This window comes from Vibrio hepatarius (genome assembly GCF_011806575.1).
GTDB lineage: Bacteria > Pseudomonadota > Gammaproteobacteria > Enterobacterales > Vibrionaceae > Vibrio > Vibrio hepatarius_A.
The window spans coordinates 51749-76858 of the sequence record NZ_JAATOO010000019.1 but is presented as its reverse complement, the minus strand read 5'-3'; the positions used below and the strand labels follow the sequence as shown (position 1 = coordinate 76858).

Here is a 25110-nt window from a genome sequence, read left to right as displayed (position 1 = left end):
TCTATGATTAAAATAAAACAGTATCTATTCATACGAGAAGAGGCGGACTTGTCTCCTCAATAGAACTATTTCTGTTGTACTGCCAAATTATCAGCGCTATTTTACGGGTAACGCCAAGATCGGTCCGCCGCTGCCACCAGAAGACACTACCTCCATGTTGAAGATGTCGTAAATCCCATTGAAGAAGCGCTTGGACACGTGATCCCGATCATCCACATAGAACCAACTGCCACGGTGCTTAACGGCAACGAAAGCATGTTCCGGGCGCTCGCTACTTGAGTGAATGACGAACTTGTCAGACAGATCAAACGCGCGTCCATCAAGAACCGCTTGGTCGTATGAAGCCTTGGTGAAGGCTCGACCTTCCTCAGTGTCCTTGGCGGGCACATCGATGCCGTAGGCAAGCAAGTTCATCACTGAGTAGAATGAGCGCATCCGCATTTTGATTTCTGGTCTTGGGTCGTTCGGCACGTTTTCGAAGTCTGTACCGTTGACAACTCTGCTAGGTGCAAAGGTCCAAACTCGCTTTAACGGAGTGGGCTGCAGATTGAGAAGCTCAATTACACGCTGGCCGTCACCGGATGTTCGCGCATCAGGCTCAATCCACATGGCTGGATAGTTGTTTTTATCGGTGAAGTAATAGGTCTTGCCGCCATCGTAGCTGCGGAAGCGACCTGTACCACCACCAAGAGCGATAGCGGTTAACTGGTTCTCAACCGTGATTTGATCGCGGTCATAGGTAATATCGCCGTAGGGATCATTCCAGCTGAACGTCCCAACAACAAGTTGGCCCTTGTCAATGAGCCGCCCTATTGCTTGGATAAGCTCGATGTATTCAGGGTCGCCAGGGCGAAAATCGGTACCGACACCGGCTTGTGGTCCGCGCACGCCAGTCACACCCTCGGCTGTTAATTTAAGAAGAAAATCAAACCGATAGCCGGCATTAGACATTTTGGCGAGCGTGTTAACACTCATCCGTGCGGTCAAGGGACCAAGTATCTCATTGCCCTGACGGGGCGTGATGGTGATAGTTGGTGAATCAGAAAAGCCGAGATTGCCGCCTACGTTACTCGTTGTGGGTGTGCCATCACTGAAAGCAGCTCCTGCTGAAACTCCGGCCGTAGTGCTCATGGTTGAACTGATGCTCGAAACTGTCACAAATTGAGGTGCTTCGTAATACCGTCGACGAACAATGTTGAGCAAAAGCTCCTCTTGGATCACTTGCTCAACGGCCTTATTATATTCGATGTGTGAGTTAAGAACGATCTCTGGCCCAAATGTACTGCAACCAGTGAGAAGTACTCCCCCGATCAAGGCACCCATCCTCTTGTAAACTCGTTGCCAATTGGTCGCTGACCGTTGGTCTATGAATTTGTTGTGCATTGGTCTTTATCCTAGTCTTTATCTTAATTGTTTCATTAGAGTTATCTTTTATTATCTAACTCAAATAATGATTGTCTTGGATTCACCTGCTTCTTAAATTACTTTGGAAACAAGAATATGGCAGAGAATCGTAGACCCCAGTCAGGACCACCATCCGGTGCGGTGGCGTAGTAACGTCCGCCAAGCTGAAAGCTGACTTTTTGATCGCCAATGCTGGTTAGTTTACTGACCGCTAAATTAATGGGAACCGTCCACTGTTCTGACTTCCAGTCATAGGTGGACTCCGTAAGCAAGGCGACTGTGACAGCATCCGGCGTAGTGTATGAGACGAAAGGTTGTAAAAAGGTAGCATTGACTTTCTCTCTGTCGTTTGGGTTATTTATTCCCCAAAGGTGATTTGCCAGTGCACCATAGGTCCAGCCGTTTTGCTGGCGTAGAGCAACGGCTGTCGGCCCCAATCCCCACTGTTTGCTCTTGAATGCGTTGTCAGTAGCCGTGGGCAACATGAAGACTGGGCCAAAACCGGTAATCCAGCCCCCATTGGTCGGTTTTTGAGGGGAAAAGAAAAGTGATTGCACCGTATCGCCAAGGCCAAAGGCGCTATCCACGCCGTCAGCGGTCGATTGGATGTGATTGACCTGTAAAATAGTTCGGGAAATGATATTCCAGTCATCGTTTAGAGAGAAAGGAACCACAGGTTGAATGTTGAGTGTGACCCGGTCGGCTTCTTTCGGTCCAATACCTGTGTCCCAGTTAAACTGAAATGGCACGCTTACCAGATTTGAGATCGGATTCGACAACTGTTTGGCCAAGTCGGCGGAGTTATCCTGTGCGGTCGCAGGTAGTAATGAGAAAAGAGAGATAAAAAGAACACAGGCTTGCGGCCACTTCACTATTTTTAAAATCGGCATTCTTTTTCTGGAGGCGTAACATTTGTGTACTTTTTTTCTTTTTTTCATCCTTGTTGTAAATCGCTTAAAAAATATAGCCTTCGACAGACAATGTATTCCTTTGAACATTCTGTAATTCCTATAATTGAATTATACACTCATGTGCGTCAGTTAAACCTCGCTTGTGGATTCTCGGCTTCTAAACTCCTTCCAACTTAACTAAAAAAATATAAGATTTTATACAATCTCATACAGCTGTTTAAATACAATATAAATAAAATCAACGCCCTTAATATTGATCCATGTTAATTTATATTTATTATATTGAACACGCCTATGTTGCACGAGTCTTCGTCGTTTTACGCCTAAACCTTGTGACAAGAAAGTAACTAGAATCGGTAAAACTAAGCTGTTATCCACCATGGTTCGATGACTTTTTAGATTGATAATTAAACGATAGAAGAGCGGGAAAAAATTCCGGAAGGTAGTTCGGCTATACCTCAACTAAACCTCTTAATTCTAGCTATGAATAATTACCCCTGTACGTGGGTAAAATTAATTTTAACCCCTCAAGGGGATAAAGTGATAATATCCTCTGTAGGGTTATTTACTTTGGGGGCAAATATGCTCATAACAAGTCCTAGGCAACTGGGAATATACTTGCGTGATGTACGCAGGAATCAAATGCGAAACCAAACCAAAGTCGGAGACATTGTTGGTCTAAAACAGAAAACGGCATCGAAACTTGAACGTGCTCCTGCTTCGTCCAGTATTGAAAGTCTGATGCGCCTGCTGTCATCACTAGATCTTGAGCTACATATTCAAGACAAAGCTGTAAGCCGTGAGCAAGCGAAGCGTCGTGACCCTGAAGATTGGTAAATCCTATAAAACAAAAGCAACTCTATAGTTAAGTTTTTCACAATCATAAGGTTAGAAAATCGAAGGTTGCGCGGCTGCCTTATTTCTGCCCCGTTCCTTGCTAGAGTTACCAGTTCCAATAAACGTACAAGCCAGACTTTGTCTTAATTAATCTAATACCACTAATATGAAATTAAATGCTTATATGACTGATAGCTGTTCAGTTTATGTATTGTTTAACTATATTCAGGCCAACTATGAGCTTAAGGCGATTTTTGAGAGTTTGGTAGATAATGCAGAATCCTTCTATAAATTGACGAATCGCTACTTACAGATTTGGGGGAGTTAGGTGACTTATTTTCCGAAATAGAATACGGAATAAAGAGATATAAACCACATACCCAAGGTTCTGATGGTAAGCTTGGATATGACTTTATCGAGATAAAGTTATCTCTCCTGAAAAAATAAAGAACAAGTAAAAGTGAAACGTGCTGGTAACTTTAACAAGGCTTTAATTGTAAAAATATCCGAAGACTTTACTTTTGATAGTAAATTGATTGCCCGAAAAGACCTACCGAAAGGCGAAGGAAACGTGCAAAAGTTTCATGGGTTCTCAAAAAAATTGCGACTGTAATAACAAAAATAATGACTAGTTCACTTGAAACAAAAATATATACAGCCTTAAAGTTTCCAACCTCTTTATACCTAGAACTTCAGAACAAGCTTGGTTTGTCGAAGCCAGATTTCACCAAAGCAGTTAATGAACATTCTAAACCCAAGAAGATTAAGTGTTCATTTGAAGATAATAAAAAATGGGTACGTAATTTTAAGTAGTCAGACAACGTGTTAAGACAAGATTAGAAACAGGTGGCATTCTCAGTTTAAATAGGGCTTTGGTTTACGGTGTAACGGTTTAGTTTAGGTGGACACGTCGATGGCCACTTAATACGGAGTTTATTTTCCAATACATGAACTAATTCGTAACCTGTTAAATTCCTATAGGGACTAACACGTTTGTGTATAAAAGTTTGCTGGCTAAGCTGCACTAATAACTGCCAACGAACGAAGAGTGGGTTATCGCACAACAGTCAGTAGAATTACTGCAACCCGAGATTAAATGTTAAAACCAAAAGCGAGCCTAAATGGCTCGCTTCTCTGTATCATGATCTTTGGAATTTAGGGCTATAAAGGTTTGGAGTGAAGTCACTCGTTCTGTCATGCTCTTCAATCAGTTTTGCTCAATAAGAGCATAGGGCTTTGCTAACAACGTTTACTTTGCTAATAATCGTACTTGGCTTCACACCAATCAAAATCATCACAAGGAATAGTAATGATTATTACCAATACGCTAGTGCCAGGTGATCTGGGACAAATAGTACAACAGCATGGGGTGCTGTACTCACAAGAATACGGATATGACTTTACCTTTGAAGCGTATGTTGCTGAGCCGCTCGCTCAGTTCGTGAAACGAAGCAGTAACCGAGAACGTATATGGTTAGCTAAAATCGACAGCAAGTTAGTTGGCTCAATTTGTATATGTGAGATATCTGAATCCATAGCGCAACTTCGTTGGTTTTCTATTGATCCGGTCGCTCGTGGTAAAGGACTCGGAAAGAAACTGCTTGATGAAGCTTTAACCTTTTGTTTAGAGCAAGGGTACTCCAAAGTAATTCTGTGGACCGTAGCAGGTTTATCTGCTTCTAAGTCACTATACCTACGTAATGGCTTTCAGTTAGTTGAAGAAAGTGAAAGAGAATTGTGGGGTAAAGTTCAGCTTGAACAGTGTTATGAAAAAGACTTATAACAAAGCATCTAAGAAGGGTTTAGCTCCGGTTACACTTTTACAGTATTCGGATTCGGTGTTTTAGGTGTTGTGCTTAAGCGTTGGTATGGCATTACACACTTTAACGTGGCGTTAGTTGAAAGGAGAAAACTATGGGTTCAGCACACATCAAAAATGTCGTCTTTGATATCGGGAACGTAATTGTTCGTTGGTCTCCCATAGAAATTGTTAGGCTCACTCTTGGTGAAATTGAGTCTCTGGAACAAGCCGCAAAGTTAATTTTTCAGTCTGAAACTTGGCTTGAGTTGAATAAGGGGGCTATTTCTGAATCAGAGGCTAAAGCCCAGTACAAACGTCTACTGGGGTTATCTGATTTGGAGTGTGAACGTCTGTTTTACTACGTCAAAGAAACACAACTCCTTATTTTTGGCTCTGTAGAACTCCTCAAGCGCGTCAAGTCGGCGGGCTACAACGTTTATGCGCTAACAGACAATGTCCATGAAATTGTCTCTTACCTTAAGGCTAAATACACTTTTTGGCCTTTGTTTGATGGCGCGGCAGTGTCTGCGGAGTTAGGGATGCTCAAACCTCAAGCTGAAATCTATCAGTCGTTACTCACCCAATATAAGTTAGATGCTTCGGAAACCGTATTTATCGACGATATGCCACATAATGTTGAAGGCGCAAAGGCAGTTGGTATAGCTGGGGTTCAATTCAAGAATGCAGTCCAATGCGAAGACGATTTGAAAGCACTCGGTTTATCTTTCTAATCAATACTCTTTTACATGATAGGTGATTGAGTAGGAATCCCAACGCTAGCATTTTTGCCTTCGCGTTGGGGTTTGTGTTTAAGGAGTGTTGGTTAGGATTGGTGGTACACCATAGCGGGAAGTTACAAAGCGCAATTAGAAAAGGATATTTCATGAAAATTAGAATAGGGAAGCTATCAGATGTGGCAGGTATCACTGATATCTTTAATTTCTATATTGAACATACTCATGCTCGCTTTGAGGAAGCCCCATTTACACTGGGAAATCGGCAAAAGTGGTTCACTCAATTCTCAAGTGACGGCAAGTACCAGCTTTATGTCGCAACAGAAAATGGAGAACTGTTGGGTTTCGCGTGTTCTCAGCAGTACAGAGCGATGTCAGCCTTTGATGGTACGGTAGAAGTGTCAGTTTATTTAGCACCAGATGCCAAGGGGAAAGGCGTCGGATCCAAGTTGTATGCTCAGCTGTTTTCATCCATAAGCGCTTTTGGTGTTCATCGAGTGTTGTCTGGTGTTGCGCTACCCAACGACGCGTCCATTGCTTTACACAAACGCTTTGGCTTTAGAGAAGTGGGTGTTTTCAACGAGTACGCACAGAAGAACGGACAGTACATCAGTTCGATGTGGTTAGAGAAAGCATTGGATGTAGAACCTGCTGTGTAATCAAGCACTTTAAACGCTTAAACAAAAGCGAGCCTAACCAGCTCGCTAAGTGACTAAATTGCCTAAGCCGATTCACGTACGATCAGCTTTGGTGGCAGGATCAAGCTGTACGGTTCGCTATCTTTATGTTTAAGCTGATTGATCAGTCTTTTGGCAGCTTGTCGACCCATTTCGCGCGCATTGGAGTTGACGAAAGTGAGCGGTGGCTCGGTGAGTTCTGCTTCTTCCACGTCATCAAAACCGATCACCGAAACTTGCTCACCGATAAACTGATCTTTTCCAATCGAACGTCCGGCTCTGTGTACTCCGTAAACAGCACCTAGCGCGGTTGACGAATGGTGACACAAAATTGCAGTCACTTGGGGTTGCTCTATCAGTAAGTTTTGAACCGCTTGCGCAGCAGAGGATTGGCTTTTGCCGCATTCAACGACCCATTCAGGTTTAAATGGCAATCCAAATTGCATCAGTGTTGAGCAATATCCTCCGATACGCTCTGCTCGGCATAATGAGTTGCTCACACCGCCGACATAGGCAATTCTTCTATGCCCTTGCTTGATAAGGTGCTCGGTGGCGAGCTTCGCCGCGTACATATTGTCGGGTCCAACATAATCAATCTGTTTGTCTACCGACGCGCGTGAGATACACACCATAGGTAAATTATGTTCTTTGAGGTTCTCGATATTGAATTGCTGGTTTTCACCCAAAGGGCAAAACGCGATACCACCGACGCCTTGGCGCGCCATAGTTAATATGCATTTTTCGAATTTTTCTTGGTTGTCGCCGCTCTGAGCAAGGAACAACATATAGCCTTGTTGTTCTATTTCCTCGCTGAGACCAGAAGCCACTTCTGCGTAGTAGGGGTCGCTGATGTCTTTCAGTATTAATCCGATGATTTCGCTCGAACTAGAGCGTAGGTTTGCCGCTGCGCGATTGCGTATGTAACCCAATTCTTCAACGGCTAAATTCACTTTTTCTATCGTGTCAGTAGAGATCCGTCCTTTATTACCCAACACCATCGACACCGTAGAAACAGACACGCCGGCGTGTTTAGCAACTTCTGTAATGGTCACCTTTTTTGAAGACATAGATTCACTTTATCGATTAGAAAAACGTTTTATCAGCAAACTTTAACCTCATTAGCTTGATTTTAAAAGCGCTATCCCTCGCAGATGAAACTTGTTTAACTCGATCACAGATATTTTGGTAAAACGTTTTATCAAAACTTTATCAGTGTATATTGTGAACATAAATACAAAGCATGGTGTACGCAGAGAACTGTTGTACACGTCCCTACAAGTTCTCAAATTTTGGAGACACGATATGTCTAGTTCCAATAAATCGACCATTTGGGAGTTCTTGCAAAGCCTCGGCAAGACATTCATGTTACCAGTGGCGTTGCTCGCATTTTCCGGCATTCTTTTGGGTGTCGGTAGCTCGTTTTCGAGTGCCGCTATCAAAGAAGCGATCCCTTTCTTAGATAATCGCTTCCTTCAGTATCTATTTATGTGGATGACCAAAATTGGTTTGGTTGCCTTTATCTATTTACCTGTCATGTTTGCGGTCGCGATTCCACTTGGCTTAGCTCGCGAAGAGAAAGGCGTCGCGGGTTTTGCTGGCTTTGTAGGCTATGCGGCGTTCAACCTTGCTATCAACTTTTTCTTAACTGTCGCAGGCGTACTAGGTGATGAAACCGAGCGTGCCGCTTACGGTGTGAAAAGCATCATCGGTATCGAGTCTATTGATACGGGTATTCTTGGTGCCGTCATCGTCGGTATTATTGTTGCTAAGCTTCACCAACGCTACTACACATTTAAAATGCCTGATGCGTTAGCGTTCTTTGGCGGTGCGCGTTTTGTGCCAATCATTTCAGCACTTGTGCTTGGTGTCGTGGGTGTGTTTATCCCGTTCGTTTGGCCGTACTTTGCCGCAGGTATCAATGGCATTGGTCATGTGATTGAAGGGGCTGGCGATTTTGGTCCAATGCTGTTTGGTACTGGTGAACGTCTGCTACTTCCTATCGGTCTTCACCATATTCTGGTTGCTTTGATTCGCTTCACCGAAGCGGGCGGTACGATGGATGTTTGTGGTCAGACCGTGTCTGGCGCGCTGAACATCTTCTACTCAGAGCTTTCTTGCCCAGAGACAACCACATTCACACCTGAAGTTACCGCGTTCTTGTCTCAAGGTAAAATGCCAACTTTCCTAGGTGGTCTACCTGGTGCAGCTTTGGCGATGTACCACTGTGCTCGTCCGGAGAATCGCTCGAAGATCAAAGCACTGCTTATCTCAGGTGTGGTGGCGTGTGTCGTCGGTGGTATTACTGAGCCATTAGAATTCCTGTTCTTGTTTGTTGCGCCTGTTCTGTACCTGATTCACGCCATTCTGACTGGTGCTGGTTTTATGTTGATGGGTATGTTGGACGTCACCATCGGTAACACCGATGGCAACCTTATTGATTTCTTGGTGTTCGGTATTCTGCAAGGTACCGCGACTAAGTGGTATCTGGTTCCTCTGGTGGCTGGTCTTTGGTTCGTGATTTACTACTCAGTGTTCAAGTTCGCGATCACTAAGTTCAACTTGAAAACACCGGGCCGCGAAGTCGATACGGCAGAAGTGGATAAAGAACTTGAAGCGGCATTCATCAATGAATCTGGTAAAGGCGCGGCGGTACTGGCGGCACTTGGTGGAAAAGAAAACATCACGGCACTAGATAACTGCATCACGCGCTTACGCATGTCGGTCAAAGACATGAGCCTAGTGGACGATGCGAAACTGAAAGCCAATGGCGCATTGGGTGTCGTGAAGCTAGACAATCACAACTTGCAAGTAGTGATTGGCACGCAAGTTCACTTAGTGAAGAACGAAATGCAAGCCATTATGTCTGCTAGCTAATCACAATTGATGCTCCCCCTCGGCACTTCTTTCCCCCACAGTGTCGAGGGTTCTTAACCTTGGATGATTCGTATGACTCAGAACTTCGACTTTGACACGCCTATCGACCGCTTAGGTACGTACTGTACACAGTGGGATTACGTGCAAGACAGATTTGGTAAGTCAGGACTGCTACCTTTTACTATTTCAGATATGGATTTCGCCGCGCCAGAAGCGGTATTGAATACGCTGAAACAGCGACTAGAGCACCCGGTGTTAGGTTACAGTCGTTGGAACCATGACGACTTTAAATCGGCGATCAGCCATTGGTACAAAGCGCGTTTTGATTGCGATGTTGACACGCAACACGTGGTGTATGGTCCGTCTGTTATCTACATTGTTTCTAAGCTGATTGAGCAATGGAGCGATGCTGGTCAAGGGGTGGTGTTCCATACTCCGGCGTACGATGCTTTCGATAAAATGATTGCAGGTCAGGGCAGGGAGTGCATTCGCAGTCCGCTGGTAAAAAAACACGACCGATTTGAAATTGATTGGCAAGACCTAGAAAGCAAGCTAGCCGACGTCAATAATACCGTACTGTTATTATGCAGCCCTCATAACCCAACAGGGCGAGTGTGGAGCCAAAACGAGCTACAAACTATAGCGGATCTCTGCGAACAACATAATGTCAAAGTCATCTCTGATGAGATCCATATGGATGTTTGCTTTAAACCGCATACCCCTTATGTCGGCTTTGGCCAATCTCAGAGTTGGGCGTTGGTCACTTCTGCTTCGAAGTCGTTCAACATTCCTGCGTTAAACGGCGCTTACGCGTTTATTCCTAGCCAGCAAGACCGAGAGCGTTACCTACACAAACTCAAAGAGGTTGACGGCCTTTCGTCACCTTCAATATTGGGCGTATTAGGTACGATGGCCGCGTATAACGAAGGTGGCGATTGGCTTGATGCGCTCAATCACTACGTGTTAGCCAACCATAAGTACGTGCAAGAGACGCTTCAACAGACTTTTCCTGACGTGCGATACGAACTGCCTGATGCGACCTATTTAGCTTGGATAGATCTATCCCCTTTGAATTTGGATATGCAGCGGCTTAGCCAAGCGTTAATTGAACGGTTCGATGTCGCCATCATGTCTGGCGAAGTGTACGGAGAGTCCGGCCAGGGCTACTTGCGCCTGAATCTTGGTTGTCCGCGTTCAAAAGTGGAGCAAGGCCTTACCGCATTAATTAAAGCGATTGAACTACAGCGTTAAACGATAGATTTTGGAGTGTTTAAGATGTCACTGTTTAAACTCGATAACGTAATTCAAAACTACGCTTGGGGAAGCAAAGAGTCGATTTCACATCTGTTTGGGATTGATAACTCAGCGCACCAACCTCAGGCAGAAATTTGGATGGGCGCTCACCCAAATGGTTGCTCGCGTGTCGCGGAAACGGGGGAGTTGTTATCCGATGTGGTTTCTCAGGATAAAGAGAGCATGTTTGGTGATTATACTGTGATGAGATTCGGTGAGTTACCGTATTTGTTTAAAGTGCTAGCTGCAGATTCACCGCTATCGATTCAGGTGCATCCGACCAAACAAAAAGCGGAGGCCGGTTATCTTCGCGAGAATGAGCAGGGGATTGACCTTCACGCCCCAAACCGCAATTACAAAGACGCTAACCACAAACCTGAGCTGGTGTATGCGCTAACGTTCTACAAGGCGATGAATGGCTTTCGTCCGATTGAGCAAATTCTCTCTCTGTTCCGTCAACTTGGAATAAAGAGCTTAGAAGCCGAGCTATCCGCATTGGAAGATCATCCAAACAAGGACGGCTTAAAAGCGTTTTTCTGCGCGATAATGTTGCTAGATGAAGAACGCAAAGCGGCGGCTTTGGCCGATCTTGATGTTGCTCTGGAGCGTGGACCGAAAACCGCGTTGGCAAGGGAAGTACTCGACTACGTGGCGGCGTTTAGACGCCATTATCCGCAAGACATTGGTTTGTTATCGCCGTTGTTTCTCAATACCGTTGAACTGGCACCGGGTGAGGCGATGTTCCTCCACGCAGAAACGCCGCATGCTTATGTTCAGGGTACGGCGCTAGAAATTATGGCGAACTCGGACAACGTGTTAAGGGCAGGGTTAACACCCAAACATATTGACGTTGCAGAGCTGATCGACAACACGTTTCATTCGACGCAGCCGGATGAAATTAAACTCGCGCCTATTTGCAAAGAGGGCAAGCTCAGCTATCCAATTCCAGTCGATGATTTTGGCTTTGATATTTTGTCTTCTGGTGAACAAACGCAGCAGCAATATTTGCGCGGCGCGGAGATTCTGTTTTGTGTCGAGGGTCAGGTTACTGTGACGGTTGCAGGTAAGAGCTTGCTACTGAAACCGGGTGAGTCTGTGTTTATCACCAGCGACTCAAAGGTTTATCAGTATCAAGGAAACGGGACGCTGGCGAGGGCGTATAATTAACTGAAATTAGCCCGAAAGGTTGCTGAAAACCTGAATGAGAGACAAAACAAAAGCGAGCCCGGGTGGCTCGCTTTTCATTTTTAACTATTAAAACTTCACTTGGTAGTTAAGCGTGTAAGTACGGCCGCGACCTTGATACTTGAACATGTCTGACTCGCCGTACCAGTACTGAGCACGCTGGCTCCAGATTGTTTCGTAGTCGGCGTTCAGCAGGTTCTTAATACCGAAACCTAGGCTACCGACAGGCAGTTGGTAGCTACCGATGAAATCAACCACTGTGTAGCCGTCGAGTTCGCGTTCGTCGTCGTCTTCATAGTCGAACATCGTCACGCTTTGTAGTTTCAGGCTGTAGTCGTTTTCATGCCAGCCAACCCAAGCGTTCGCTTTAGATGTACTTGCTTCCATCACGTCGTGGTCTTTCCAACCTTCGTCCGTTTCGGTTTCTGTTACTACGTATTGACCCGCAACACCCAGTTGGAGCATGTCTGTTAGCCAGTAGCTGACTTGAGCTTCAGCGCCGTAGACGCGTTTAGGATCTGCTAAGCCTGAAATTGAGAAGTCATCTTCATATTGCACTGTCGCGCTTGAGTATGAGTAGTAAATTGCAGATTGCAGAGACAGCTTCTCTAAGTCGTTTCGGTAACCAATCTCGTAGCTGTCTGTTTTGATCGCTTCGAGTTTAGACGCGCCAACATCTTGTGTTGGGCTCTTGCCGTAGAAACGGTATAGCTGAGGTAAATCGAAGCCTTGAGAGAAGTTCGCCCAAACTTGTGAAGACGGGGATAGGCGATAAATGGTACCAAGGTTGAACAGACCTTCAGCGTAATCGGTGCTGCCGCCCGGTATGAAGTCCGAGCTTGAGCTTGCCTGGAAGTCTTTAATCTCTACGTCCATGTGCTGGTAACGGTAACCACCTTGAATTGACCAGTCGTCAGTGATGTTGTATTCCGCTTGAATAAAACCTGCCAACGATTCCGTATCCATCCCAGGATAGCGACCTTGCTTCTCATCAATGTCGTGAACCAAACCACCACTGGCTTCGGTTTTGGCTTGGTTGTACAACGCTTTATCACTGTCGAACTTATCGATAAAACCATCGACACCATAAGTTAAATTGAGATCGCCGAATGAGCGACTCAGTGCCGTGCGCATCGCGAAAAGATCGGTTTCTTGACGTGAAGAGTTGGTTACTAACGTCGATCTGCCTTCACGAGTGTAAGGAGTAAAGGTGTGGTCTTCGGTTCTGTACGATACCTCGGCATTTAGCTGGTGGCCTAAGAAGTTGCTGTTTGCGTATGTCGCGCTAAGCATCACACGCTCTGTGCCTTGTTGGCGATCCGCTGAATAACCATCGCGCACGTCAACATACTTGAAGTTGCCACTCGAGTCTTTTTCGAAATACAGACCGTAAGGTGAGTCTTGCTGGCTATCATAGTACTGCGCCAGTAACGTCAATTGTTGCTCGTCCGAAATCGCAAATTGTAGATTACCTAATAGGTCGACGGTTTCATTGAATTGAGAAGACCCCTGGGTAATGTCAGGCGTGATAATGTCTCCATCTGTATCAAAGTAACCTTGAGTTTTGGTATAAGCGACAGATGCGCGGCCTTGGACTTTCTCGTTACCACCTGCGATAGATTGGGCCAGTTTGTAGTCGAAATCTTCGTTTGAGTTGAAGCCGGTACTACCACCAACAAACGATTCAAATTCCAGTTCAGAGCCCGATGCTTTTTTGGTGATGATGTTAATGATACCGCCAGAAGAGCCCGCACCATAAACTGAGGTGGCGCCGGAAAGTACTTCTATGCGGTCAATGTTGAACGGGTCAATCGAATCGAGCTGGCGGCTAAGAGAACGTACAGATTGAAGTGAGACGCCGTCGATCATAACCATGATGCTGCGTCCACGCAGGTTTTGCCCTGAGTGAGTTCGGCCGCCACTGCTGACGTCAAGCGATGGGATCGTCGCCGCTAGAATTTCGTCTAACGTTTTACCGCCACGGTATTCCTGCTCGATTTGTTCTGAATTGATGTACCAGACGGTACCAGGAATGTCGCTAATCGCTTTTGGCGTTCGGCTAGAAACCACCACCATTTCGTCAAAAATTGTCGATTCTGATGCGACTACAGGCGTGGTAAGAATCGCACTAGCAACGGCGATGGCTGCCGTAGAGAGTTGCAAATTTCCTTTTTTAACTTTCATTTTCTTCTCTATGTATATCGTAGTAATAGGCCCAAGAATGGTGAATAGACGACCAGTTCGTTGCTTGGGCAGGTTAAAGTGCCACTCACCGATGATGGTGAGTGGCGAAAGTGGATTACGCGACCAGTTGTTCCACGAGTGCTCTCGGTGAAAGCCAATCGATCATTCCCTGGCCTGATTCGGTATCAAAAACAGCTTGTCCTACTAGGCTGTTGATGATGCGCGCACTGCGCCATGCCATCAGGCTGAGTTGTGGCTCAGCAATGCCGTGGGTATGCATTCCGGCGTTCACAGCAAAAATCTTGTTATGCTGCTGGCCTTGCCACTGGATTTCAAAATCTGGCGTCATTTGGTAACGGTTGTGCTGGTCGAGATCGAACAGCGGCAAAATTGAATCCAAACACGCTGGGTAAGGTGCTTCGAAGCCCGTTGCCAGTATCACGATGTCTGCTTGATGAGTTTCCACACTCTGGCCTAACGCGTTGCTGGCAGTGAGTTGGAACGAGTTACCCAGACAATTCATCTGAGTAAGAGTGCGGTGTGGCAGCAATCGAACCCATTTGTCTTCTTTGAGTACGTCGAATCGGTGGTAGAGCTCTTGATAAATCGTCAGCAGGGCTTTTTGTGTAATGCCATCGGAGGTAAGCTTTTGGTTGGTCACCTCTTGCTGTTTCACTTCTGGCGATAAACTAACGAAAGCGTCAACGTAGTCAGGCGTGAAGAACTCGTTGGTAAACGCGGCTTCGTCAAGAGGTTGGTAGTTAGAGCGGCGTGATAGCCAGTCAAGAGACGACGGTTTGCCCCATTTGTGTTGCAGTGCGTTGATAAAAATATCCGCGCCGCTTTGACCACCACCAATGATCATCACGCGCTTCCCAGTAAAGTCGCGCTCACGCAGCCCTATTTCGGCGGCGTGGAATACTCGCTCACCAATGTGTGTTTTGGCACAATCTGGAATTGCAGGTACTTTACCTGTACCAATACAAAGGTTGTCCGCTTGGTAGCTACCTCGGTTGGTGTGCAGCGTAAAGTTCTCGCCGTTGTAATCGACCTGCTCAACTTTGGTCGAGAACTGAACATTCTCCAGTTGATGCGCTGCCCAAGCGAGATAGTCAGAAAACTCAGTGCGACTAATACATTGCAGTTCTGCCGATAAGAAACGGTAGAACTTTTTGTTTTGTACTAGGTAGTTAAGGAACGAGTAATGGCTTTGCGGATTAACGGCCGTGACCAGATCTTTCAAGAACATAGTCTGCATGTGGGTGTTGTCTAGCAACAATCCCGGGTGCCACGCAAAGCTATCTCGGCTTTCAAAGAAACGGGAACAGATTTGTGGTTTATCCGCGATCAGGGCGGCGACGCTGAGGTTAAATGGACCAACACCGATACCAGCGAGGTCGAGTTTGACGTTGTTAGTGTGTTCCATAAGAACAATCCTTTTCTTAGTTAATGACGGCTTAACTGCGCGCTAAATTTATAGTTATGTAATGATTTAGCTTTGGGTTTCAGTTTCCAGTGCGGTGACCAGTGGGTTATCTAGCATGTCATCCATATCGGGTAACATTCTCGAGGTACTGGCGTCGGTACTATGGCGAAACTTAGCCAAGTTAAGTCCGATGCGTAAAATTCTCGGTTTGAATAGATCGAGTTGCTTAAACCGATGTTGATACTCACTGTGAGACGCCATGTAGGCTTTAAGCCTGTCACCGAGCAAGCGATAAAATTGTTGCTCGGAGAAGCCCAGTTTGGCGACTAGCGGTGAAATAAAACGTAGTGTTGTGACAAAATGGCCCGTCTGGAGGTCATGAATGATCAGGTGTTCTTGCAAACGCACCGTGACCTGCTTGACGCTTTCATCCAGCGAGTCTTGCTCTGGATAATCACTGTCGACTAAACGCATATCGCCTTGGAAGTCTTTAAGCAGAATGCGTTTAGGTGCGCTGTCTTCCAATACCAGCGTGACGTTTTGTCCGTGGGCGATCAGCGAGACGCCGTATTTACACAATAAGTGGTAGTAAGGGATAACAACCACATCAAATAATTTGGTTAGCCAGGATTCGATACTCAAACCGGATGCCTGCACATACTCGGCGATTAGCGGTTGTCCTTGGTTGTCGCTTTCCATTAGTGCCGCCATCAAAATAGCGTGTTCGTTAGCTTGAAGTTTTGACTGTGCCGATTCACGCCAAATCACCCCTAATAGCTCGTGGTAGCGATAAGGTGCATTTTGCAGTAAGGCGTAATCTGCTTGCGCTGCAAACGCGGCGGCAGGTTCTTGCAGTACCTCTGCTTGCTTCTCGACTAGCAACGAATCGGACTTGAATATGTGATCGATCCAGTCTGAAGCGGTTGGCCCTGCAAGGATGTAGCGCCCCGGAATCCCGCGATAACAGGATGTATTCATGATGGTCAGCGGTAGCTTGACGTCGTAATTATGCGGACGAGTAATGTTGCTTAACGTGCGCAGTGACAGCTGCGGCAGGAAGAGGTCGCCGGTTTCGCCAAGGTAGACTAGCTGCTTGTTCGCCAGCTCGCGTACAAACAGCAGTGACAACTTCTTGCTCCATTGCCACGGGTGAACAGGCAGATAATGGTAGTCGCTGATATCGACGTTAAACGCCGCGAGCGCGCTATCCATTTGTTTGAGTTCTTGTTCCGACATGCACGCTTGCACCAGATGCTGCCAGTTGACGTTATCGTTGGTCGCTAATTGCAAAATGGAGTGATGAACCGCGACCCAACCGAGCTTAAAGGCGCGCTGAGCTTCTGGCGCGTACAAGTTCAAATCGTCACTGCCCCAGCCACGACGTCCTTTGTTGAACGCAAACTTAGGATGACCATCGAAGTAGCTTTGCTGCTGCTCACACGGCAACATGGCGAGATCGCGCGCAGTCATCGTCTGTTTCCGCTGCATCAACTTACAGTCGCCAAGCAAGGTTGCGTTGAGGTCTTCAAGATGCTCGGCAAAAGCCTCATCGGGCATATTGAGTAGAGGCTGTAAATCACGCATCAACAACGCTGCGCTGAGAGGTTGGTTCGATGCGACTGTTGACTTACGCTGGATTGACGTTGGCTCAATCACAATCTGACCCCAGATGTTCTTCTCACCGTTAAAGCCGTATCGAGTGTCGTTTTCGAGCTTAATCTGGTAGCCGTGTTCTGTCTCTTCAAACTGAAACGCCTGTTCATAGGCAAATTCGCTAAGAATTTTCGCCACCATGTTCTGGTTCGCGATCGGCCAGTAATGATGTAGTGCTAGCTGTTCCATGACCACTGCTCCGTAAAGAACTGTTCACGTTCCAGCATTAGCAACGCTGAACGTTTGTGTGGGAAGTTGAACTCGAAGCATTTGCGATAACCAAGTGGCAAAATTCGATTGAACAGGCGCTCATTGTCAGCACGAGGTTCGAGTACGATACGGTTGGTGCGCACATCATCGATAAACAGATAGTGGCTGATCGCACGCATCCAGGCGTTAAAGAACTTGGGCCCTCTGAACCGTTGTTCACCGACTAACAGGTGGATACCGCGGTCGAAATCTTGCACGTCGTAATAAGGGCTAAGTCTATCTTCGGCGACCCAGTAGGCTTCGACGTAGCCAAATGGCTCACCATTAAACTCACCAATCAGCGGGATGATGTGCGGGTCGAATAGACGTTGCTGAATAAACTCCGCCAGCTTTTCTGCGCTCCACGCTTGTTCCCAAAAATGGGCGACTCGTGGGTCATTCATCCAGCGGGTGAAGCGCTCCAGATCCTTGTCTAAGTCGATAACGCGGAAGCTAACATTAAGCTCTGCATCATAGTCATACCTTTGGTACGCCAGGCCTTGCGGCATAGGCGGACGTAAAGGGTGATGACGGAAGTGATCGTTGGACTGAACTAAACGCTGCGGGAAGCTGCTGGATGGTTTGTGTTGGTGCCAGACTAGCGGCAATTGATAAAAAGCTTGTCGCGTCACCTCTTGTTTAACCAAAGGCAGAAGCTGCTCAGCCCATTGTTTCACTTCATGGTCAGTAGCAATGACTTGGCAGGAATCGAGCTGTTTGTCTTGGCTAAATAGCTGGTCGATTTCACGTACTAGTTGATCGCCAATTTCTGAGCAGATCAAGTCACTGGCGTGCAAGGTAAGTTCAATAGTCGCCTGTGGCTGAGCATGGAAGATAAAAGTATTGAACTCAGGCATGGGTAAGCTCCTCTACCTTAGCGAGTGGGTTGACTAAATCGAAGTAGATCACCGCCGGATCGGGGATAGAGTTTTCGTTAAAGTTCTGTAGGTAACAGAAGAAGTTACCTTTGCAGCACAGCGCCTCGCTTGACAGCACATAGCGAAGGCAAAGGTCATCTTTGACGCCGCTGTCTAATAGTGCTTGTAAGTTGCGGTGCAGAACCTTAATCAGTTCTATCTCTTCGACATCAAGATTGGCGCAAATCGCTGAAATGACGTTGAAGGTCGAATTGATAATCAAGTAGTAAGCAAAGTAGCGACGTACCTTGTCTTGGTTCCAGTAGTTTTCCAGAGCCTCTTTATCGCCGCCAAGCTTGTCGCCAAACAGACTAAAGGCGAGGTCGGTGTAACCCGTACCCTGACAGTCGCGGTAGTACATGCCGACAGGGAAGCCTTGGTCCAATTGCATGACGATATTTTGCTGGTGGGCGAGGAAGACAATGCCCCAGTTGGCTTGCAGATTAAATAGCGGCACGACCGCATGACGGCAATAAGCATCGAACCAACGCGTAGCGGCATCGCAGGGAGTGATGTCTTGCTGCTCTGCATCGTGCGTAATTCGTTGCGCAACCAGACTGCTACCACCGTACGGATTTTGCTGAGTCAAAGTCGCCAGCACGACCGCTTCTTGTGCTGGGTTATCCATCAAAGGGTTGTCTCTAAATGCCACGAGACTTTCGTCGATAATCTCGTCGCTGAGAGCATTAATGCCGATAAAAGCTGGCTCTTGCATCAGTTGGAAACCTTCACCATCACCCAGTTGCTCGGCCAGTTGTGGGAGTTGGAACAGATCGTTGAGTCGAGTGCCGCGCACGACTTCTTTAAGCGACAAATTGCGGATTGAGTTGGTCAATTTGACGCTCAACGAGAACTTAAGCATATAAGGCAAACTTGGCGCGTAGAGCGAACGAGTGGATGAGGTTGGATACCAAGTGGCGCCAATCTGGCCGAGGTTTTCGATCTGCTTAGTGGCTAGATAACCTTTGATTGATGGGGTATCTGCCATCACATACCACTGCCACGGATGGACAGGAAGCAATGTCTTCCCTTGTTGCAGGGCGTTGTGTAGTGCGTTGGCTAGGGTAGGGTCGTGAGCAACAAGCGCTTCTAGACGCTTACTAAAATCAATACCTGCAGAGCTTCCGGTGGTAATAATTTCTTGATTGATGGCCAACCAAACCAATTTGAATCTGCCACCAAGTTCCGGTGAATAACGCTTGGCATCACTGGGGCTAAATTGTTCGCGGCTTTTTGGCGCTGGGTGGAATGAGTGACCAATCAGCAGGCCTTGTTCTGCGGTTTTAAAATCAAGTTGGTCGTTAAAGAGCTGTTGTTGGTATGGCGAATGTTCAACGGCTTGTTGAATATTACTGTGGCTTTCAAACACTCGTTTGGTGAAGATGGATTTTTGCTCTTCACTCACAACGCCAACTAGAGCGGGTTCGTTGACGACATGTTCAATGAGTTGTTCGGCTGTAAGTTCCTCGGCGCCTTGTTCGGTCAGCAGTTGTGCTGGTAAGCGATATTCGTGACTACCCAAAGTGGAATAGTAACTGAGAGGGATCTGAATGGTTCGTGAGTGAGATAGCGGTAGTTGGTATGTATGACTACCATCTTGGTTACGAAGCAGTTGTACTGACTGACTTTCTCGGGCTAATGAGTTGAGAAAACAAGCAATAGAGGGTTGGTTTTTGTTAACCAAATTTTCTGAGTTCTCAAGGTTGAGCCGATCGTTGTTACGATTCATTTTCTTTCTCGTTATTTTATTAACTAAACTGACAAGAGAATGCTAATTATTATCATTCGTATGATCAACTTATTTTTAACGATTTAAGAAAATTTATTGTCAGGATTACGATTTAACGGATAAATCAATAACTTATGTGTGGGATTGGCGAAAGAGTGTTGAATGCACTCTCTCGCGATATGAGGCACTTATCGGCGCATAAGATAAAGGAAATAACCTCCACCAATCAGTGATGCGAGTAAACCTGCGGGAAATTGCCACGGGAACCAGAGGTTTCTACCCAACCAATCCGCTAACACCATGACAATCGCGCCAAGCAGTGCGGCAGTCAGCATTTGTGCTACAGGACGATACTGGTGTAGTGAGCGGGCCATATGCGGTGCAAGCAGTCCGATAAAGCTCAATGGCCCTATTACGATAGTACAAAGCGTGGTCAATGCGGCAACAAGAAGTAACAGTACCAAGCGAACTTGTGTTGCATTGATGCCAACACTAGTCGCGGTGACTTCCCCCAACTCGATAATCGCAATCCAGCGCTGCAATAACAAAGCGGCTACGGCGACGAAACCGACACCGATTGCCAGCAACAAAATATCTGAGCTGGCGACTAGGTAAGTTGAACCTGAGAGCCAAGTGAGTAGAGAAGTAGCATTGTCGTGCCCTGAGCTCATCGCTATACGCAGCAGCGCGTCAAGTCCGGCGCTGAGTGCAATGCCCGTTAATAAAGTTTGGCTCGGTGCAAAGTTATGCTTCCGTCCAATAAACCACAGCAACAAGGTAACCGTTAGGGCGCCAACCGTCCCCAGCAACATCTGCTGCTCGCGCTCGACAGCAATGCCCAACATACTGCCTAAAACTAAAGCTAACGCGGCGCCAGAGCTTAGGCCGAGGACTTCTGGACTCGCCATTGGATTATTGGAAACACGTTGAATAATCGTGCCCGCAAACGCTAAGCCCACACCTGCCAACAATGCAGTCAGTACCCGGGGTAGGCGAAGTTCCAAAAGTTGTGGATCGAGTGTTAAGCGCCACCCGCTCTGACTTTGACCGACTACCAACGCGAATAGAGTGACAAGCGTGAGTAGACTTACCATCGCACTCAGGACCAAACGAGGGTTCACATGCACGTAGCGTTCGATGTGTTCGTCTCGGGCACGGTGCTCAGACTGAAGCTTAGTACGTCGAAGTAGCCATAACAAAAATGGCGAGCCAATCAGTGCGGTCATCGCACCCGTGGGGAGTAATTCACCACCGACACCCGAAAAGGGCTGAATGATCAGATCAACCATCAGCAGCATCAGTGCGCCAATCATTCCGCTGCTGATGATCTGCAGCTGTAGTTGCCTGACTCCGAACAGTCGCACGATAGCGGGTGCGACGATACCAATAAAACCAATTAGTCCGACTTCACTCACCACCGCAGCGGTAATGAATATCGCCAAACCAAGACATATCATTTTAACTTGTTTGATATTGACGCCGAGAGACGACGCGACGTTGTCACCAAACTGTAGTGCCGAAAGAGGTCGTTGCAATAGATATAGCAGCACAGTAGGTAGAGTAATTAGAGGAAGTAGCAGCTGGGCGCTATCCCAGCCATTCTGGTTTAATGCACCTGCACCCCAAACAAAAATGCTTGTCAGCTTTTGTTCGTGCATCATCAATAACATGGTATTGAGAGAGCCCAAAAAGAGGCTCACCACCATACCCGCTAAGATCATATGTAGGGGCGCAAAGCCACGACTAGCACTTAACAAAAACACCAGTGCGGTGGCTAAGCAACCACCGATAAACGCTGGGATAAATGAAGGCAGTACAAATCCGGATGGGATCAGCAGTAACCCCAGCACCATACCCAACTCGGCGCCCGCCGCAACACCTAGTGTTGTCGGTGAGGCGATAGGGTTGCGCAATACAAATTGCATCACGCAACCAGCTACCGCAAGGGCAAAGCCGCACAGGAGAGCCACACTAAGGCGAGGTAGATAGGTGAGATGAGTGATTAAGTGCTGATAATTGTTTTGGTCGAAATGCCAAAGGGTATCCCACACCAATGCCACTCCCTGTGAGTAGGGAGCGGTGAGATGGACTAGCGAGATAATCACCGATACTGTCAGTGCGGAGAGAAGCCAAGCCGTCGCGGGAAATGTGCGTTTTGGGGACCAGGTGAGATTGACGCTGTTCATTATTGCCCGATTAACTGCTCAGTGATGCTGTGGCTAAAACGCTGCGCCGCAATGAGTCCGCCGAACGTCCAGATTGCAGGCAGTTCATACACTGAGTCACTGCGGGTAAACGCCATCGCTTGCCAGAGAGGTGATGTTTGTAGCGCTTTGCGCTCTTCTGGCTTGAGTGGGCCAAAAATCATCACTTTGCTTTGTTGGTGTTCGGCCAGTTTTTCTATACCCGCGGTGGTAAATCCCCACAAGTTGGTTGGCTCTCTCCAGTCATTTTCAAGACCCATCATCTTGATGGTTGCATCAGCAAGAGATCCTTGGCTGTGAATGCGTAGTGTTTTGTCGTTGATAAAGCGGGCAAAGAGTAGGCTTTTTGTCGAATTGCTCTTAGCGCGCACATGCTCTCCATTAACACGCAATATTTGCTGGGTTTCAGTGATCACTTGTTCAGCGCGCTGCTGTTTGTTGAATAGTACTCCCAGTGCACGAGTAATGGCTTCTGCCGATTGCAGTGGCTGTTTCTGCTCATTGTAGATAGTAAAGACCAATACGGGGGCAATTTTGTTCAGTTGTTGATAGGCGGCTGCCATATGGTTGCTGATCAAAATGACATCGGGCTTTAAGTCACTTAATAGCTCAATGTTTGGCTCGCGTCTTGAGCCAACGTCAGTCACAGCCTGGTTAAGATCGGGCTCAACTACCCATTGTTGATAGCCTTTTACATCAGCAATACCTAGTAGTTCGACGTCTAGGCTCAATACCGTTTCGGTCAACACCCAATCGAGTGCGACCACTTTCTTCGGTGTTGTCTCAAATGAGGCGACGCCCATCTCGTGCTTAATATCCAGCGCGTACGCTTGCAACGAGAATAGTGACATCAGAATGAAGAGAAGTCTTTTCACAACAGAATCCTTTTTACATGTTGTTTAGGGGATATAGCTAATGGGCTGGCCCGTTTGAGGGTGGGGGAAAAGTGCCAGCTCCATACCGTAAATTTTTTGCAAGGTATCGCGGTTCATTAGTTGTTCTGGAGCACCGCTAGCAATGACTTGACCAGAGTGCAGCGCGACCAGATGGTCACTAAATTTGGCCGCCATGTTGACGTCGTGTAGCACCATGATCACGGTTAAATTTAAACTCTGGTTTAGTTCGCGTATTAGGGTGAGTAACTCGTGTTGGTGCGCGACATCAAGAGCGGAAGTCGGCTCATCGAGCAAAATGGTTCGGCTTTGCTGAGCGAGCAACATTGCAACCCAAGCGCGTTGTCTCTCTCCACCAGAAAGCGTGGCGACAAAACGTTCGGTAAATTCGCTTAAACCCACCTTGGCAATGGCATCGTCGACAATTGCATAGTCCTGATCGTTGTAGCGACCAAATGCGCCTTTCCATGGATAACGGCCAAAGCAGACGAGTTCACGAACGGTAACGCCGTCCGTTAGTGGCGGGTGCTGGGGTAAGTAGGCAACTTGGTGGGCAAACTCAATGTTACTGAGTGCTTCTACTGGCTGTTCTTTATAGAGCACGCCGCCGCTTGTTGGGCGGTTTTGTCTGCTGAGCAGTTTGATGAGCGTCGACTTTCCGCAGCCGTTATGGCCGAGCAACGTAGTGATTTTTCCCTCTGCAAAGGCGAGGTTAGTAGCGGAGAGAATCTGTTTATCATCAATAGCAAATGAGGTGTCGACGAGTCGAAACATAATGCAATACAAATTTGAGTTATGGGTTACGAGTCGTTAATGTTAGCATAACAAAATAACAATGATAATTGTTTTCATTATCAATATTTCTGTTATTAAATCCATCATCAATAGGGGTGATGGTCAGTTCAATAGCCGCGACGGTCAGTATGTCTGGAATTAAAAAACAATCTTCTCAATTGGCTGTTATCGGCCTAGCCGCGGCTCTTATGGGCATCGGTCAAAATGGCTTATTAGTCTCTCTGCCGTTTTTGGTTGAGCAGTCGGCGTTTGATTTGCCGACGTGGTCGATTCTTATCGCAATAGGTAGCTTTCTATTTCTCCCTTCTGCGCCATTTTGGGGGAGAATGAGTGACAGACATGGACCGAAACGAGTGGTCATCCAAGCCTTGGCCGGAATGGCGGTGAGCTTTAGCTTGCTGGCGTTATTTGCGATTGTCAGCCGTGACTCTAGCCTTTGGTATGTCTGGTGTTTGAGTGGGTTGGTTGTTGCGCGGGTCATCTACGGTTGTACGGTGTCAGGTATGGTGCCAGCCAGTCAACACTGGGCAATCATGCTGTGCGGTGAGCAGAACCGTCTACAAGCGGTCACTTCAGTGAGTATCGGATTGAGTGTAGGACGTTTGCTCGGACCGGTGATTTCTATATTCGCGCTTAAAGTCTCTCCCTTTGCGCCTCTAATGATTATGGTTATTTTGCCTATTGTTGCTTTGTGCGGTGCTCTGCTACTGCCAGCACCACAGCTTATTAACCAAAGTGATAAGATTAAGCCCGAGCTACCTTGGTTGCCAAGCCGTCGTTTGTGGCGCTTTTTGAGCAGTGGATTGCTGTTGTGCGCGGCGATTGCCTTGCTCCAATACAGCTTTTCTCCATTGATTCGCGCTTTGACCGATTGGCCGACCGATCGAATTAGTGACGCGATTGGTGTTCTATTGACGATCAGCGCAGCGTGTACGTTCGTTACTCAAGTCATGGTGATTAAGAAAAAACGCATCACGCCCGAACAAATGTACCGTCTGGGTTCGTTATTGCTGTTGTTTGGACTCGCGATGTTCTTGGTGAGCCAAATGTGGTTGCTAACATTAGCGATGGTGCTTACAGCTTGTGGTGCGGCGTTGCTCGTTCCTGCTTACACCTCTGCTGCGACGGCGCAATATGCAGATGCGCCTGGTGCGGTGGCGGGTTATATCTCGATGTCTCACACAATTGGTTATGGTTTGGCGTCTTTATTTGCATTCACAGCAACGCTTTCGCCAAGTTATCCAATTTACCTATGTGTGCTGTTTGCATCGTTCATTTTACTGGCAGCATTTGTGCCCAAGCAGCAAAATGAACTCGAGGCGGAAACTCGTGTTTGAAGATTAC

19 protein-coding genes are annotated in these 25110 nt (G+C 46.9%); 8 read left to right on the top strand and 11 right to left on the bottom strand.

Annotation, left to right across the window (positions count from 1 at the left end; translation table 11 throughout):
• Positions 1-96: 96 nt before the first annotated feature.
• Positions 97-1383 carry a hypothetical protein gene (locus tag HCZ42_RS15270; protein WP_167421509.1) on the bottom strand — a complete coding sequence of 429 codons (1287 nt, stop codon included), beginning with the start codon at positions 1381-1383 and terminating at the stop codon, positions 97-99.
• 98 nt (positions 1384-1481) lie between these two features.
• Positions 1482-2402, bottom strand: a complete 921-nt coding sequence (locus tag HCZ42_RS15265) for a hypothetical protein (protein ID WP_217702298.1) — start codon at positions 2400-2402, stop codon at positions 1482-1484.
• Positions 2403-2957: 555 nt separating this feature from the next.
• On the opposite strand from HCZ42_RS15265, the gene HCZ42_RS15260 reads away from it, so the two are divergent.
• From HCZ42_RS15260 to HCZ42_RS15245, 4 genes are all read left to right on the top strand, one after another.
• The gene (locus HCZ42_RS15260; RefSeq protein WP_254868978.1) at positions 2958-3152 is read left to right on the top strand and encodes a transcriptional regulator; all 195 of its coding nucleotides are present in this window, start codon (positions 2958-2960) and stop codon (positions 3150-3152) included.
• 1309 nt (positions 3153-4461) lie between these two features.
• Entirely contained in the window at positions 4462-4935 is a 474-nt protein-coding gene (locus HCZ42_RS15255) for a GNAT family N-acetyltransferase (protein ID WP_167421507.1), read from the top strand.
• A 131-nt stretch (positions 4936-5066) separates the two neighbouring features.
• Entirely contained in the window at positions 5067-5684 is a 618-nt protein-coding gene (locus HCZ42_RS15250; protein ID WP_167421506.1) for an HAD family hydrolase, read from the top strand.
• A gap of 152 nt (positions 5685-5836) precedes the next feature.
• Positions 5837-6346, top strand: coding sequence for a GNAT family N-acetyltransferase (locus HCZ42_RS15245; protein ID WP_167421505.1), 510 nt, complete (start codon positions 5837-5839; stop codon positions 6344-6346).
• Between the two features lie 62 nt (positions 6347-6408).
• Here HCZ42_RS15245 and malI read toward each other — a convergent pair whose 3' ends face one another.
• A complete protein-coding gene (gene malI, locus HCZ42_RS15240) occupies positions 6409-7431 on the bottom strand; it encodes a Mal regulon transcriptional regulator MalI (protein WP_167421504.1) in 1023 nt (340 codons plus the stop codon).
• Positions 7432-7666: 235 nt separating this feature from the next.
• On the opposite strand from malI, the gene malX reads away from it, so the two are divergent.
• The 3 genes from malX to manA all read left to right on the top strand — a co-directional run bounded on the left by malX (position 7667) and on the right by manA (position 11698).
• On the top strand, positions 7667-9238 hold the full coding sequence (gene malX / locus HCZ42_RS15235; protein WP_167421503.1) for a maltose/glucose-specific PTS transporter subunit IIBC: 1572 nt from the start codon (positions 7667-7669) through the stop codon (positions 9236-9238).
• A 72-nt stretch (positions 9239-9310) separates the two neighbouring features.
• A complete protein-coding gene (locus HCZ42_RS15230) occupies positions 9311-10489 on the top strand; it encodes a MalY/PatB family protein (RefSeq protein ID WP_167421502.1) in 1179 nt (392 codons plus the stop codon).
• 24 nt (positions 10490-10513) lie between these two features.
• Positions 10514-11698: a mannose-6-phosphate isomerase, class I gene (manA, locus tag HCZ42_RS15225; RefSeq protein ID WP_167421501.1), complete on the top strand. Its 1185-nt coding sequence runs from the start codon at positions 10514-10516 to the stop codon at positions 11696-11698.
• Between the two features lie 87 nt (positions 11699-11785).
• Here manA and HCZ42_RS15220 read toward each other — a convergent pair whose 3' ends face one another.
• From HCZ42_RS15220 to HCZ42_RS15185, 8 genes are all read right to left on the bottom strand, one after another.
• Positions 11786-13900 carry a TonB-dependent receptor gene (locus HCZ42_RS15220; protein ID WP_167421500.1) on the bottom strand — a complete coding sequence of 705 codons (2115 nt, stop codon included), beginning with the start codon at positions 13898-13900 and terminating at the stop codon, positions 11786-11788.
• Between the two features lie 115 nt (positions 13901-14015).
• Complete coding sequence (locus tag HCZ42_RS15215) at positions 14016-15326, bottom strand: lysine N(6)-hydroxylase/L-ornithine N(5)-oxygenase family protein (RefSeq protein ID WP_167421499.1); 1311 nt, start codon at positions 15324-15326, stop codon at positions 14016-14018.
• A gap of 66 nt (positions 15327-15392) precedes the next feature.
• A complete protein-coding gene (locus tag HCZ42_RS15210; RefSeq protein ID WP_167421498.1) occupies positions 15393-17168 on the bottom strand; it encodes an IucA/IucC family protein in 1776 nt (591 codons plus the stop codon).
• Complete coding sequence (locus tag HCZ42_RS15205; protein WP_167421497.1) at positions 17156-18085, bottom strand: GNAT family N-acetyltransferase; 930 nt, start codon at positions 18083-18085, stop codon at positions 17156-17158. The genes HCZ42_RS15210 and HCZ42_RS15205 overlap by 13 nt, the downstream gene beginning before the upstream one ends.
• Positions 18078-19874, bottom strand: coding sequence for an IucA/IucC family protein (locus HCZ42_RS15200; protein ID WP_167421496.1), 1797 nt, complete (start codon positions 19872-19874; stop codon positions 18078-18080). Before HCZ42_RS15200 ends, HCZ42_RS15205 begins: the two co-directional genes overlap by 8 nt.
• 188 nt (positions 19875-20062) lie before the next feature.
• A complete protein-coding gene (gene fhuB, locus HCZ42_RS15195) occupies positions 20063-22060 on the bottom strand; it encodes a Fe(3+)-hydroxamate ABC transporter permease FhuB (RefSeq protein ID WP_167421495.1) in 1998 nt (665 codons plus the stop codon).
• Positions 22060-22929, bottom strand: coding sequence for an iron-siderophore ABC transporter substrate-binding protein (locus HCZ42_RS15190; protein ID WP_175579527.1), 870 nt, complete (start codon positions 22927-22929; stop codon positions 22060-22062). Before HCZ42_RS15190 ends, fhuB begins: the two co-directional genes overlap by 1 nt.
• Positions 22930-22977: 48 nt before the next feature.
• On the bottom strand, positions 22978-23745 hold the full coding sequence (locus HCZ42_RS15185; RefSeq protein WP_167421493.1) for an ABC transporter ATP-binding protein: 768 nt from the start codon (positions 23743-23745) through the stop codon (positions 22978-22980).
• Between the two features lie 149 nt (positions 23746-23894).
• Between HCZ42_RS15185 and HCZ42_RS15180 the strand changes: the two genes are divergently transcribed.
• Positions 23895-25103, top strand: a complete 1209-nt coding sequence (locus HCZ42_RS15180) for an MFS transporter (protein ID WP_167421492.1) — start codon at positions 23895-23897, stop codon at positions 25101-25103.
• Positions 25104-25110 lie beyond the last annotated feature (7 nt).